Source organism: Tardiphaga sp. 862_B3_N4_1, from assembly GCF_051811085.1.
Classification (GTDB): Bacteria; Pseudomonadota; Alphaproteobacteria; order Rhizobiales; family Xanthobacteraceae; genus Tardiphaga; species Tardiphaga robiniae.
The window spans coordinates 3,311,848-3,324,828 of record NZ_JBPWQB010000001.1; the positions used below are offsets into that span (position 1 = coordinate 3,311,848).

Annotated in this window: 10 protein-coding genes; 5 read left to right on the forward strand and 5 right to left on the reverse strand. The window is 62.3% G+C overall.

All coding sequences use genetic code 11. The annotated features are described in order from the left end of the window. Window positions 1-97 precede the first annotated feature (97 nt). From AB8B02_RS15865 to AB8B02_RS15875, 3 genes are all read left to right on the forward strand, one after another. Window positions 98-2,002, forward strand: coding sequence for a sigma 54-interacting transcriptional regulator (locus AB8B02_RS15865; RefSeq protein ID WP_439064393.1), 1,905 nt, complete (start codon window positions 98-100; stop codon window positions 2,000-2,002). Window positions 2,003-2,118: 116 nt separating this feature from the next. Then, window positions 2,119-3,264 carry a tetratricopeptide repeat protein gene (locus AB8B02_RS15870; protein ID WP_439064394.1) on the forward strand — a complete coding sequence of 382 codons (1,146 nt, stop codon included), beginning with the start codon at window positions 2,119-2,121 and terminating at the stop codon, window positions 3,262-3,264. 65 nt (window positions 3,265-3,329) lie between these two features. Then, window positions 3,330-4,037 carry a hypothetical protein gene (locus tag AB8B02_RS15875; RefSeq protein ID WP_439064395.1) on the forward strand — a complete coding sequence of 236 codons (708 nt, stop codon included), beginning with the start codon at window positions 3,330-3,332 and terminating at the stop codon, window positions 4,035-4,037. Window positions 4,038-4,261: 224 nt separating this feature from the next. Here the strand turns inward: AB8B02_RS15875 and AB8B02_RS15880 are convergent, their stop codons facing one another. The 5 genes from AB8B02_RS15880 to AB8B02_RS15900 all read right to left on the reverse strand — a co-directional run bounded on the left by AB8B02_RS15880 (window position 4,262) and on the right by AB8B02_RS15900 (window position 8,942). Further along, on the reverse strand, window positions 4,262-5,122 hold the full coding sequence (locus AB8B02_RS15880) for a DUF3800 domain-containing protein (RefSeq protein WP_439064396.1): 861 nt from the start codon (window positions 5,120-5,122) through the stop codon (window positions 4,262-4,264). A gap of 87 nt (window positions 5,123-5,209) precedes the next feature. After that, entirely contained in the window at window positions 5,210-5,536 is a 327-nt protein-coding gene (locus tag AB8B02_RS15885) for a hypothetical protein (protein ID WP_439064397.1), read from the reverse strand. Window positions 5,537-5,630: 94 nt separating this feature from the next. Continuing rightward, the gene (locus AB8B02_RS15890) at window positions 5,631-6,395 is read right to left on the reverse strand and encodes a hypothetical protein (RefSeq protein ID WP_439064398.1); all 765 of its coding nucleotides are present in this window, start codon (window positions 6,393-6,395) and stop codon (window positions 5,631-5,633) included. A gap of 310 nt (window positions 6,396-6,705) precedes the next feature. After that, window positions 6,706-7,524: an isocitrate lyase/PEP mutase family protein gene (locus tag AB8B02_RS15895; RefSeq protein WP_439064399.1), complete on the reverse strand. Its 819-nt coding sequence runs from the start codon at window positions 7,522-7,524 to the stop codon at window positions 6,706-6,708. 203 nt (window positions 7,525-7,727) lie between these two features. Beyond that, entirely contained in the window at window positions 7,728-8,942 is a 1,215-nt protein-coding gene (locus tag AB8B02_RS15900; RefSeq protein ID WP_439064400.1) for a TrmJ/YjtD family RNA methyltransferase, read from the reverse strand. 288 nt (window positions 8,943-9,230) lie between these two features. Here AB8B02_RS15900 and AB8B02_RS15905 point away from each other — a divergent pair, with 288 nt between their 5' ends. Together AB8B02_RS15905 and AB8B02_RS15910 are read left to right on the forward strand one after the other, a co-directional pair. Then, complete coding sequence (locus AB8B02_RS15905) at window positions 9,231-10,961, forward strand: alpha/beta hydrolase (protein WP_439064401.1); 1,731 nt, start codon at window positions 9,231-9,233, stop codon at window positions 10,959-10,961. Window positions 10,962-11,212: 251 nt separating this feature from the next. Then, entirely contained in the window at window positions 11,213-12,937 is a 1,725-nt protein-coding gene (locus tag AB8B02_RS15910; protein WP_439064402.1) for a carbamoyltransferase C-terminal domain-containing protein, read from the forward strand. Window positions 12,938-12,981: the final 44 nt, after the last annotated feature.

A 12,981-nucleotide genomic window follows, 5' to 3' on the forward strand; every position in this document is an offset into this window, starting at 1 on the left:
CAATCGCCGCAGGCATTTCGGGCCTGCATTGGCGATTACGAGAATTCGTGCTACACGAAAATTCGTAGCCTGATTACGATTTTTCGGAGTTTCGCCGATGGATTTTGCAACGGCCCAGCCGCATGATTTGCGAACCATCGCCTTCGATTATTCGGTCGAGCCGACGCTGCTGCTCGATCCCCACGCCGACCAGATCATCGACGCCAATCCGGCCGCCTGCACCCTGCTCGGCTATGACCGCGCGCTGCTGCGCCAGATCAAGATCAGCGCGCTGCATGCGGGCCAGTTGCCGGCGCTGATCGTGTTCACCCAGGCGGTGCTGGCCAAGGGCTCCTACTGGACCAACACGCTGACGCCGCGTCACGCCACCGGCGAAGCGTTGCAGCTCGAATATGCGGGCTCGCTGGTGCCGCAAGGTGAACGCACCTTGCTGCTGCTCACCATGAGCGATCTCGAGCAGCGCCGCCGCCGTCATGTGGACGCCGCCGCCGAGGATCACATGCGCGGCGGCATTGCCGCCTGGCAGCGCGTCGAGCGCGTGTTTCAGGATATCGAGCGCGAGAACCAGTTGATCCTGCGCGCGGCGGGCGAAGGCATTTACGGCGTCAATGCCGATGGCAAGACCACCTTCGTCAATCCCGCTGCGGAGCGCATGCTGGGCTGGACCGCCGACGAACTCGTCGGCAAGGAAATCCACCCGATCGTGCATCACAGCCATCACGACGGCAGCCACTATCCGGATCACGACTGTCCGATCTATGCGGCGTTTCGCGACGGCGCCGTGCACAATGTCGACAACGAGGTGTTCTGGCGCAAGGACGGCTCGCCGGTCTGGGTCGAATACACCTCCACGCCGATCCGCGACCGCCACATGGTGGTCGGCGCCGTGATCGTGTTTCGCGACGTCAGCCAGCGCCGCGAGGCCGATGAAAAACTGCATGCCGCGCTGGCCGAAGTCGATCGCCTGCGCGAGCGTCTCGAACTCGAAAACGCCTATCTGCAAGAGGAAATCCGCATCGAGACCAATCCGCGCGGCATCATCGGCCAGAGCGCGGCGATCCAGAAAACGCTGCGGCAGGTGAAGCTCGTCGCGCCGACCACCGCGGCGGTGATGATCACCGGCGAATCCGGCACCGGCAAGGAATTGATCGCGCGCGCGATCCATGAAGCCTCCGGCCGCCGCGACCGACCGCTGATCCGCGTCAATTGCGCGGCGATCCCGCGCGAATTGTTCGAGAGCGAATTCTTCGGCCATGTGCGCGGCGCCTTCACCGGCGCGGTGCGCGATCGCATCGGTCGCTTCCAGCTGGCCGATGGCGGCACGCTGTTTCTCGACGAGGTCGGCGAGATCCCGCTGGAGCTGCAGGGCAAGCTGCTGCGCGTGTTGCAGGAAGGCAATTTCGAACGCGTCGGCGAGGAACGCACCCGCGCCGTCGATGTCCGCGTCATCGCCGCCACCAACCGCAACCTGAAACAGGAAGTGGCGCGCGGACGGTTTCGCGAGGACCTGTATTTCCGGCTCAACGTGTTTCCCGTGGAGTCGGTGCCGCTGCGCGACCGCCGCGAGGACATTCCCCTGCTGGCGCAGCACTTCCTGCTCAGCGAGAAGCTGAAATCGGATCTGCGCCTGTCCGAGGGCGACGCACGGCGGCTGTCGCGCTACGACTGGCCGGGCAATGTGCGCGAGCTGCAGAACGTCATCGAGCGCGCAGTGATCCTGGCGCAGAACGGAAGGCTGCGAATCGACCTGCCGGATGCGCCCGGCCCACATCATGCAACAGGCGCGCATCGCGTGAAGTCCGACGCCCGGCCGGCGGTGATGACATCAGCCGAACTGCGCGATCACGAGCGCAGCAACATCCTCGCTGCGCTTGCCGCGACATCCGGCAAGGTGTTCGGGCCCGGCGGCGCGGCGGAGCTGCTGGACATCAAACCGACGACGCTGGCGTCACGGATGAAGGTGTTGGGGATCGAGGGAATGCGGACAAGGACCGGCGCCTAGCGCAGCGTCAGTTGAGCGTCCCCCCGAAATCGGTACATATTACTTTCATTTCGGCGAGGGCACGTGAAACTATGCAGCGTAGTGATCCGCGCCACAACAGGTCAGGTCTTTGTCCAATGCATCCGCGGATCTGGCGAACGTCACTGGCATGGATCCTGTCCACGCAGCTCATAGTCGCAGGCGGAGCGGCACATCTCGCCCAAGCCGCCGATCCGCAGCCGGCGCTTGTTCTCTCAGCCTGCCACGGCATGGCCTCCGCAGCGCCGTTCGAGCCAACTCCGAATGCCAGCACGACAGCGGAAAGAGAAAGAGAGTTCGTTAGAACGATCACGGACCATATGTATGGCGAAGGTTATGAGCGTTCAGTGCAGCAACTGACCGACGCCATCAAGCGCAATCCAACTAACTCCATCTTCTATATCACGCGTGGCCAAGCCCATTATGGGCACCACGAATTCGCCCGCGCTGTGGAAGATTTCAATCATGCGATCATGCTCGATCCCGATTCCTGGATCGCTTACTCTGGCCGTGGAGAGGCTTATGAGCGCATGTTTGAACATGATCGCGCCATCGACGACCTCGACAGAGCTGTTCAACTCTCTCCTCGCAATGCCCGGGCGCTCACTTTCAGAGGGTCTGCTTACCTCAACAAACGGGAATATGACCGGGCGATCGACGATTTCAGCAGGGCGAACAAGCTCGATCCGCGATGCTCCGCTGTCCTTGTCGCCCGGGGCACGGTCTATGAGCTGCAGGGAGACCGAAACAGCGCAATCGCCGACCATGATGCGGCGCTTGAACTCAATGCGAGGTGGCTGAATCCTCGCGGCTTTACACTGCGCGCGAGCGCATATGGCAAGACAGGTCAGTACGACCTTGCAATACGGGACCTTAGCCAGGCTCGTGGACGTGATGCCAAAAACGTTAGCTTTTGGAATAACCTGTGTCTCTACCAGGCGATAGCGGGCGCTTTTGACAAGGCGCTCGCCAATTGCAACGAGGCGCTACGGCGTCAGCCAGACGACCCGCATGTTCTCGACAGCCGAGGCTTCACCTATCTCAAGATGGGCTCGCTCGACGAAGCTCTTTCTGACTATGAGGCCGCGCTTCGTAAGGATCCCAAGCTTGCAAATTCGCTATATGGTCGCGGCGTCGCGAAACGATTGAGGGGCGATTTCGCCGCTGGCGAGATCGACCTCGTTACAGCACAAGCCCTGAAGCCAAACATAGCAGAAGAAATGGCGCAGCTCGGCGTGAAGTAGGGCAACGAGGTTATGGAATCACGCGCCCGCTTGCATCTCCCGCAAATGGGTTTATATTCCAAACCATGCCATACCCCTTCGTCCCGCTCTTCGACCCCAGGATCCGCGTCATCGACTCCTCCGCGGACCCGGTGGCGCGCCTTCGGGTGACCGATGAGGTGGACAACGGACCGCCGCCGGTTGCGGGCGGACGTCCCAAGGGATCCAAGCGTCCGCATACGAATGCCACGGTCGCGGGGGTGCGCCGCCTCATCGAGGAGACCACGCTGACCCACAGGGAGATCGCGGCGAGGATGGGCGTTGCCAACGGCACCATCGCGAAATGGACGCGCGACTTCGGCTGGCAGCGTCACCCGTTTGCGCCTGCTGCCAACGACAAGATGCCCACCGCTCGCGCCGGGCGCCGGCTGAAGCTGCGCATGCTGGGCAACAAGCTCCATCTGCTGGCCGAGCGCTGCGCTGCCGAGCTGTGGAGCAGCCCCAGTGTCGATCTCGACCGGCTGATCCAGGCCATGCAGGTGCTGAAGATGGCGCGGCTGGAATATATGGGCAACCGGCGCCCGCGCCGCCACCGCGATGCGCCGGCGCGCACCGGCCAGGACTGGATCGACCGCGACACCGCGATCCGCACAGCGCTGAAGGAGATGCGCCGCGGCGGCGTCGCTATCGACCGCATCCCCGTTGAGGCGATGGCCCTGCTGGAAGACGCGCATACGCCGCCGGAGCGGGACCACCCGGCGCTCCGGCCGAGAGGGCCGCGGCGGAGGTTGTAGGGATCGAAGACCCGGGACTGCACTCTATGCAAATTAAAGCGCAACACCGCAGCCTATTGGGAATTGCACCTCATTGAGTTTTGCGTAATGTCGATCGTGGCGGGCTACGTCGGAACCCCCTCTAGGATTGCAGCACCGTTAGCCGCGACCAGACATCGATACGACTGTCCACTGGATGATAGTCTACGCGCTCGATGATCGAACGGAGGCCGAGGGCCCGCCACTTATGGCCAGAACCTGTAGCCATAGAATTCAAAAATTTCTTTTTGCTGATCTGTGAGCTTTGCCTTGGACGGCGGGGTCGGCTGCAAGGCAAGTCCATAATTCATATAATTCCCGTCGTCCTTCGCCATTATGGGTTTCAATAGCTTGGCATAACTATTGTCCCATTTGGTCGGAGGCAAAGTGTCAATGGCTTGATAAAACGAACTCGCAACTACGTCAGCGAGCTGAGCACCAGCGCTGGATTTGTGGGAAACCGCCTCCGCGAGGCGCCAGTCCAGTACCTCCCAAAAGATCCTGCGTTTAGTCAGAACCATAGTCCCGGCCTTGGACTGCGACTTTAAAAGTTCATGATAGGCAACTGTTTGGCCGTAGGAGTGACCACCGCGTTCGCTGTAAATGATCTTTAGCAGTCGGCCAGGCGCATTCTCGGATTTCGCATGTTCAAAGCAAAAATGTGTCACCCGCTCCAGCAGCATCCGAAGACAAAAGTTGTAGAACCACTGCTGCGATTTGAGACGTTCAGCTCGAAGATTGCGATACTGGCGCATGTTCTTTTTGTTCGATGCCAGAACAAATGCGCGGACGGGTAGCTTCGCGACAGCCGAGCAAGCGATTCGCTTGCGAAATTCTGGAAGATTGCGGAAATGAATGTCGGATGCTTTCGCGCCAGTTTCATTTAGAATCGAGCGGACCCACCCGACCGCATTCTGGCTCTGCTTTGCACTCGTAACCACCGCAGCAAGGCAAAGCCATTCCGTCCCTCCTACTGGATCTACGGGACGGACGGCTTTAAGACCGGGATCACCGGCCTCGTCAATGTAAGCGATGTAGTAGTGTTCTGGGGGATCGGCAGTCGCCATGGGAAAATCACAAGAAGAATACGAACCTCGAAACGTATCGCTCAAAGACGCAAAACCGACGCAAATTCCGCCAACTCGGGTGAATCCTTAACGGTGAGCCGGCTCGCCACCGTGCGATGCGCAAAATAGTCTGCGGTGACGCTTCTGCCACTCGCCCGCCCGCAATTGATACCCGCCCGTCATATTACGGCAGAGGTCACCCTTTTTGGTTCGGTGACCACATAGCGGCGCGCCATCAAGATCAATCCACTGCATGTACTCGATTTTGCTTAAACCAAAATGATCCGCAGCATATGCGTCAGGATCAGCGTTGTAACGTTCGGCTTTTTCGTTATCGAGATAAAGAAAATTGCCACCGCCCGGCACAGCGATGTTCGTTTGCCATATCGGTTTAGCTTGAGAATTTCGGCTCATAATTTTGCATCCGTTTTTGAGTAGAGAAACAGAGCGAACAGATTGCTCGCGACGACATCCGCATTCGTCGCCGCGAGAAATCTTAGAGTTTTAGCTATGCTGCAACTGAGCCGCGCGAATTGCGACCTCCCATCCAAGGCCTGATTTCAGCATCCAGTACTTTGATAGCCGCTTTTGACATATTGAATGCCGCATTTTGCGTGTTGTAGCCAAGATGATCAACGTCGGTCTTGTACTTGAAGCCGATGTGCAACGCAGCAGCGATCAGAATTCCATTCGAGACGTAATCGGGCCCCAATTTTCCGCCTTCTGGATAGGTGCAAGTGTAATTCTCAGCGAGATGCTTCAGCTTGTAACTTCCGGCCCCCGATCTCACAGTCTTCGTTTCTTTGACACGCCCCAGCAGTGCCAACGATCTCAAGAAGGCTTCGGCAGCACGAAGCCCCAAACACTCTTTGCGACGAACAACAAATTCGGCGTGCTGCTGTTTCGGCGTTTGCCGAGAGCCATCGAGATTAAGTCCCGGTCGCCCAAATCCGAAACCATGGAAATGCAGCTTCGGCGCATTTTCGAGCACATTCGAGATTGCGGCGAAGGCCACAGCGCGGTGAAAGTGCGCGGAGTCGGTCTCGTATGTCTGACCTCTGAGATATTCCAAGAAAGCCGCTCCTGAAGCTTCAGCAATCGGCGGCTCCGACGACCGCGATGCAGCCAACAGCGCCGCGTAAGTCCGAAACCCAAGGCCACGTCCGATCGCTTCAACGCGATGAGACGACTTCACCTCGGGCATGCATTTTGTGAGATTCGACTTGATACGCTCAACGGCGCTCGGAGAAACAGTAATGCGAAGCACAAACATGTGCATCCTCCCTAACGGGCATTGCTGTTCGCCGATTACGCAGCAGCCCACGGGGTGAGATGCGGTATCTATAAAACAATTTATGTGACGTTTGACCCGGCGACAGGTCTGAGGTGCCATAATCCCGAATCAAAGCTGCACCTGATTCGCTAAATACACAAGTATCAGCAATTCCTGCTCATGCTTTATTCACCGGTTGCCACAGTAAGCACCCTACCCTTGGGCATCGCCACTCGCGCGTAATATCGGTACGGCGAGAGTTTGTCGCTAATCATGACTTTGACGCGATAGCTCTTCGGCCAGCCCCTGCTCAACTACCAAACAGCTTATTCAACTCCCCGCCCTTCGCCCCCTGCGCAAAGGCGGTGAACGTCCCCTGCCCGGCGATCTCCTGTGCCGCGCCCATGAATCCCGCCCAGGCCACGCGCGCGAGCGCGCCGCCGACGCTGATGCGGCGGACGCCGAGAGATTCGAGATGCTGCACGGTCATGGTCGGCTGCACGGTCAGGACATTGAGCGGCTTGCCGCCGATCGCCCTCACCAGCGTGGTGATCTCCTCGTCCGAGGCGACGCCCGGCGCATAGAGGCAATCGGCGCCTGCCTCCGCAAAGGCTATGAGCCGCGCCGTGGTCTTTGTCAGGTCGCGCTCGCCATGCAGAAAGCCTTCGCAGCGGGCGACCAGCATCACCGCGGGATCGACGCTGTCGATGGCGGCGCGGGCGGCCTTGATGCGCTCGACGGCGAGCGTGTCGTCATAGAGCGGCTTGTCCGGTTTGCCGGTGGAGTTCTCGATGGACAGGCCGGCGATTCCACTTTTGACCGCGCGGGCGACATTGGCGCCGACGCCTGCGGGGTCATCGGCGAAGCCGGCCTCGAAATCGGCATTCACCGGGAGGTCGGTGGCGGCCGAGAGCAGCGCGAGATGCTCGATGACATCGTCTGCGGTGACCTTGCTGTCGGGGCGGCCGGTGGACCAGGCATAGCCGGCTGACGTCGAGGCCAGCGCCTTGAAGCCGAGATGCGCGAGATAGCGGGCGCTGCCGACATCCCAGGGATTGGGCAGCACGAAGCAGCCGGTCTCATGGAGCTTGCGGAAGTTGGCGCGCTTCTCGGCGGTAGAGATGGTCATGGGGCCTCCCTTTGTTTTTAGTTCGGATCGCGTTGCTCGCGGTCCGGACGAACCTCTCAGCCGTCATTGCGAGGAGCGCAGCGACGAAGCAATCCAGAAGCCACAAGGTACGGTCTGGATTGCTTCGTCGCCAAGAGGCTCCTCGCAATGACGGTTATTCAGGTTCGTAGCCCGGATCGCGCGAAGCGCCACCCGGTTTCAGATCAGCCCTGCCCCGGCATCCCGCTCGCCAGCAAAGCCTCAAGCCGATCCAGCTCCGCCGCGATATCGCTGATAACATCGTCCGCACGCATCGCGATCACGCGATAGCCGCGCTCCTGCAGCCAAGTCTGACGGGCGGCGCGGTCGCTGACAATCACCTCGGTCTCGCCGGGATTGACCAGCTCGATGGCGATGCGCTCCGGGAAGGAGACGAAATCCGGGATGTGACGGCCCACCGGGGTCTGGCGCTTGAACTGGCCGGCGAAGCGGCGGTCGGCGCGGAGCTGGTCCCACAGCAGCCGCTCGGCATCGGTCGGGTTGCGGCGGAGCATGCGCGCGAGGCCGCGGACGGTGCCGCTCTCATGCGCCTGCGCGCCCTGCCCGTGTTCCGCCAGCAGCGCCCGCAGCCGGGTCGCCTGTTCGCCGTCGAGCACGCCGCCCTTGGCCGGGCCCTTGCGGCCCTCGGCGATGGCCATGACCACGCCGTGCAAGGTGTGCATGTCCTGCTTGGTCGGCTCCATCCGGGTGAAGATGTTGCGCAGGTTGACCAGCATGGTGTCGCGCTTTTCCGGCGGGCGCAGGAATTCGACCTTGTCGAGCTCGCCGACGAGGTTGTCGAAAAAGGCCGACATCTGGTGCTGGGAGGCCGGCTCCGACCGCTCCGGCATCGCGTAGGGCAGCGCGTTGGAGGTCGCCTGCTTGAACCATTCATAGCCGCACAGCAGAACCGCCTGGGCGAGGTTGAGCGAGGCGAAGGCCGGGTTGACCGGGAAGGTGATGATCCGGTTGGCGAGCGCGACCTCCTCGTTCTGGAGCCCGTAGCGCTCGCGGCCGAACAGGATGCCGGCGGTGGCGCCGGTCGCCACATGGGCGATGGTCTCGGCGGCGGCGGCCTCCGGAGCGACCACCGGCTTGGCCTGATCGTGGGCGCGGGCAGTGGTGGCGAACAGCAAGGTGCAATCGGCGACCGCCGCCTCGACGGTGTCGAACAGCTCGACCTTGTCGAGGATGTGATCGGCGCCCGACGCTGCCCGGCGGGCATGGACGTTCGGCCAGCCATCACGCGGGTTGACGATGCGCAGCCGGGTCAGGCCGAAATTGCCCATGGCCCGCGCGCACATGCCGATATTCTCGCCGAGCTGCGGTTCGACGAGGATGACAACGGGGCCGACCAGGTCGGTATGCGCCTTGGTAGAGTCGGTGCCTGAACCGGACATCGCACTTCACTTTCTGATTCAATCTCTGAAGGTCTTGAATCAACCCGTGAAGGTTTTGATTCAACACCTCATCCGGGCGCTGCAAGTCACATGAAGCTGGACGGTTTTTGCCAGCCGGATGAGCGGCTTGCCGGGATTTAGTAGATTTCCCCTAAAACCGGCCCGCGTGGTCGCGCGCTCCGTTTGCTTTGGGTCTGGTTTCGGTTACCGGTAGCAATAACGTTCAAACGAAACTGCAAACGAACCCGGTCACCAGTATCACTGGCGCGGGATTATGGGAGGAATGCAATGCGCGCAAGATGGACATTGGCGATAGTTGGCGCCGCAATGATGGTTGCAGGCAGCCTGCTCGCCCATCTGACGCAAACCTCGGGCGGCATCAAGATCGAGGACATTCGCTTCAAGGGCGCCAAGGGCAACACCATGAGCGCCCTGCTCTACACCCCGCCAAACGCCACGCCGCAGACCCCGGCGCCGGGCATCCTCGCGGTCCATGGCTACATCAATTCCCGCGAGACCCAGGACGGCTTCGCCATCGAATTCGCACGCCGCGGCTATGTGGTGCTGGCGCTGGACCAGACCGGCCACGGCTATAGCGACGGGCCGGCATTCTCGAACGGGTTCGGCGGACCGGATGGCCTCGCCAAGCTCCGCAGCCTGGACATCGTGGACAAGACCAATATCGGACTCGAGGGCCACTCGATGGGCGGCTGGACCGTGCTCGCCGCCGCCACCGCCATGCCCAACGACTACAAGGCCATGGTGCTCGAAGGCTCCTCCACCGGCAAACCCTTCGCCGCCGACGGCACGCCCACCTGGCCGCGCAACCTCGCACTGGTGTTCGCCAAGTATGAGGAATTCTCGACCCTGATGTGGGGCGTCCCGAAGGCCCGCGACACCGTCAGCAGCCCGAAGCTGTGGGCGCTGTTCGGCACGAATGCGGCGGTCGAACCGGGCAAGGTCTATGGCGACCTCGCCGCCGGCACCGCCCGGGTGCTCTATACCCCGGCCATCACCCATCCCGCCGAGCACATCTCCCATGAGGCGATCGGCTACGCGCTTGACTGGTTCGGCAAGACGCTGACCGGCGGCACGCCGCTGCCGGCCTCCGACCAGATCTGGTTCCGCAAGGAGATCGGCACCGGCATAGCGCTGCTCGGTTTCGTCGCCTTCCTGATCGGCATCTTCGACGGGTTGCTGGAGGCCCGCATGTTTGCCCGGCTGATCCTGCCGGAGCCGGCGGATGGCTCGAAGCCTTTGGAGACCCCAGTCGACCGCAGCCGCTGGCTCGGCGCTCTGGTCCTCTCGGTTCTGATCCCGGCTTTGACCTATTATCCGGCCTTCACGCTGGCCGGGAATTGGGTCAAGGCCCAGCCCTGGCTGCCGCAGGCGATCACCAACCAGATCGCCGTCTGGGCCCTGATCAACGCCGCCATCGCGCTGGTGCTGATACCGTTCGCGCCAAAACGCGCCAGCCGCCGCGGGATCATCGGCCTGTCGATCGCCATCGCGCTCGCCACCGTCGCGTCAGGCTACCTGGCGCTGTGGCTGGCCGACCTGATCTTCACCGTCGATTTCCGGTTCTGGATCGTGGCGCTGAAGCTGCTCAACGGCAAGCAGGCGCTGATGGCCCTGATCTACCTCGCCCCGATCACCCTGTTCTTCGTGATCGCCCTGCACGTGATGCACCGGAATTTCTCGACGCTCAGCGCCAGCCGGTCCGCCGTCTACCTCACCAACATGACCGCGCTGGCCTTTGGCTTCGCTCTCTTGCTGGGCATCCAGTACGGCGCCCTGTTCCTGAACGGCCAGTTGATCGACCCGGCACCCGCGGTGATCACCTCGGTCCCGCTGAACACCATCGTGGCAATCCAGTTCGTGCCCCTGATGGCGATTGTAGCCGTGATTGCCACCTTCACCTGGCGGCGCACCGGATCGAGCCTGCCGGGCGCCCTGATCTGCAGCTTGCTGGTGACCTGGTACGTGGTGGCGGGCACAGCGACGCAGGCTGCATTTTAAGCAAAGATCAGCCTGCGTTTTGGGTTCAAAATTGGGCTGAAACCGCATAACGCCCCGGCTTTCGCCGGGGCAGGCGTGCGAGGCCGCGGACAGTGCCGCTCTCATGCGGCGACGATGCCTTGCCGCGTTCGCGGCCTGCCTGCCCCCTGACAATCCGGATGAAGGCGGGTTCCCGGCCAAGCGCTCGTGATTTGCCGGTCGTGGCAGGGGGTGGGTAATGTGCCACCCCCGGGAACGACCTTGCAGCCTTCATGCCCCAGCTTATCCTCAGCGTTCACTCCGGCGTCCATGACGCCGCCGTCGCCATTTTCGAAGATTACGATCTGAAGGCTGCCATCGCGCTGGAGCGACTGACCCGGCGCAAAAGCGATGGCAGCGCTCACCCCGATGCGGCCATCGACGAGGTGCTGTCGATCGCCGGCGCCACACGGCGCGATGTCGACGTCGTCGCCTATAGCCGTGCGATGTTTCCCAAGGCCTACTTTCCGCGGCTCGGTGGCCTCCGCTGGCTGCGCGAGCAGTATCGCAGCCGGGTCGGCAAGGACCGCCTGCTGCTCGGCGCCGAGCAGCATCGCTACCGCGCGCCGCGGGCAGAGGACGTCTTCGATGCCGCGGCGTGGCGGCGCGACGGCGGTTTCCGCGCCGACGCCGCGATCCATTTTTACAACCACCACGAAGCGCATGCGCTGCCCACTTTGTTCTACAGCCCGTGGCCGGATGCCCTGCTGGTGACGGCCGATGGCGGCGGCGACAATGTCAATTACAGCTACCGGCACTTCGCCGACCGCCGCCTGACGACGCTCTATGGCGACGACACCTGTCTGTTCCTGCCAAATCCCGTCGACAGTCTCGGCCGCGCCTATAGCGCGGCGACCAAGTCGCTCGGATTTCGCCCCAACCGGCACGAGGGCAAGCTGACCGGGCTCGCGGCCATGGGGAAACCGACCGTAGCCGATACGATCGCCGGGTATTTTTCGGTCGCCCCGGACGGACGTATCCAGTCCAGCTTTCGCAGCTATCACCAGATGAACGCGTTGATGCGCCGGCTGGCCAAACAGGCCGGACGGGAGGACTTTGCGGCGTCGATCCAGAAGGTGCTGGAAGACACCATGCTGCTATCGCTGCAGCGCCTGTTGCAGCGGCATCCGGCGCGACATCTCGGCCTGTCCGGCGGCGTATTCGCCAACGTCAAGCTCAACCGCCTGCTCGCCGAGCAATTGCCGATCGATGAACTCTTCATTTTTCCGGCGATGGGCGACGACGGCCTGCCGATCGGCGGTGCGCTGTCCTACCTGATGCAGCGCGACGGCCTCGTGCCATGGCTCGATCGCCGCCGCGAGCTCGGGACTGTCTATCTCGGCCGCGATTTTCAGGCCGGGCTGGACGACGGCATCGCAGCCACCCCGGGGATTCACCGCGTCGACGAGGCACCGGTCGATGGCGCGGTGACGCGGCTGGTGGCGGGCGAGATCGGCGCGATCTACAATGGCCGGATGGAATACGGCCCCCGCGCGTTAGGTGCCCGGACCATCCTCGCCAATCCGGCCCGGCGCGGCACCCACGACCTCTTGAACGAACGGCTGAGCCGTTCCGAATTCATGCCGTTCGCCCCCGTCATCACCACTGAGCGTGCCGCGGAGGTGTTCGACGTCAATCCCGTCAATGCGCGCGCCTGCCGCTACATGACCATCGCCTGCGACGTACGGCCGGAATGGCGGGACCGCATCCCCGCCGTGGTCCATGTCGATGGATCCGCGCGGCCGCAGGTAATCGCGCGTCCGGACAATCCGCTCTATTACGACATTGTCGAGGGGTTTGCAGAGGCCAGCGGATTGCCGGTGCTGGTCAATACCAGCTTCAACGTGCACGAGGAGCCCATCGTCAACAGCCCGGACGAAGCGCTGCGGGCGCTGCTCGACGGGCGGATCGATTTCCTGGTGACCACCGGCGGCCTTTACCGGCGCGACGCGGCGTAACGGCACGGCACGGCAGCCTGGCGGTGAGCTGGTACGCGGCGGCG

Coding starts and splice junctions, on each gene's coding strand:
- AB8B02_RS15865 (WP_439064393.1), top strand. CDS start 98: ATGGATTTTGCAACGGCCCAGCCGCATGATTTGCGAACCATCGCCTTC.
- AB8B02_RS15870 (WP_439064394.1), top strand. CDS start 2,119: ATGCATCCGCGGATCTGGCGAACGTCACTGGCATGGATCCTGTCCACG.
- AB8B02_RS15875 (WP_439064395.1), top strand. CDS start 3,330: ATGCCATACCCCTTCGTCCCGCTCTTCGACCCCAGGATCCGCGTCATC.
- AB8B02_RS15880 (WP_439064396.1), bottom strand. CDS start 5,122: ATGGCGACTGCCGATCCCCCAGAACACTACTACATCGCTTACATTGAC.
- AB8B02_RS15885 (WP_439064397.1), bottom strand. CDS start 5,536: ATGAGCCGAAATTCTCAAGCTAAACCGATATGGCAAACGAACATCGCT.
- AB8B02_RS15890 (WP_439064398.1), bottom strand. CDS start 6,395: ATGTTTGTGCTTCGCATTACTGTTTCTCCGAGCGCCGTTGAGCGTATC.
- AB8B02_RS15895 (WP_439064399.1), bottom strand. CDS start 7,524: ATGACCATCTCTACCGCCGAGAAGCGCGCCAACTTCCGCAAGCTCCAT.
- AB8B02_RS15900 (WP_439064400.1), bottom strand. CDS start 8,942: ATGTCCGGTTCAGGCACCGACTCTACCAAGGCGCATACCGACCTGGTC.
- AB8B02_RS15905 (WP_439064401.1), top strand. CDS start 9,231: ATGCGCGCAAGATGGACATTGGCGATAGTTGGCGCCGCAATGATGGTT.
- AB8B02_RS15910 (WP_439064402.1), top strand. CDS start 11,213: ATGCCCCAGCTTATCCTCAGCGTTCACTCCGGCGTCCATGACGCCGCC.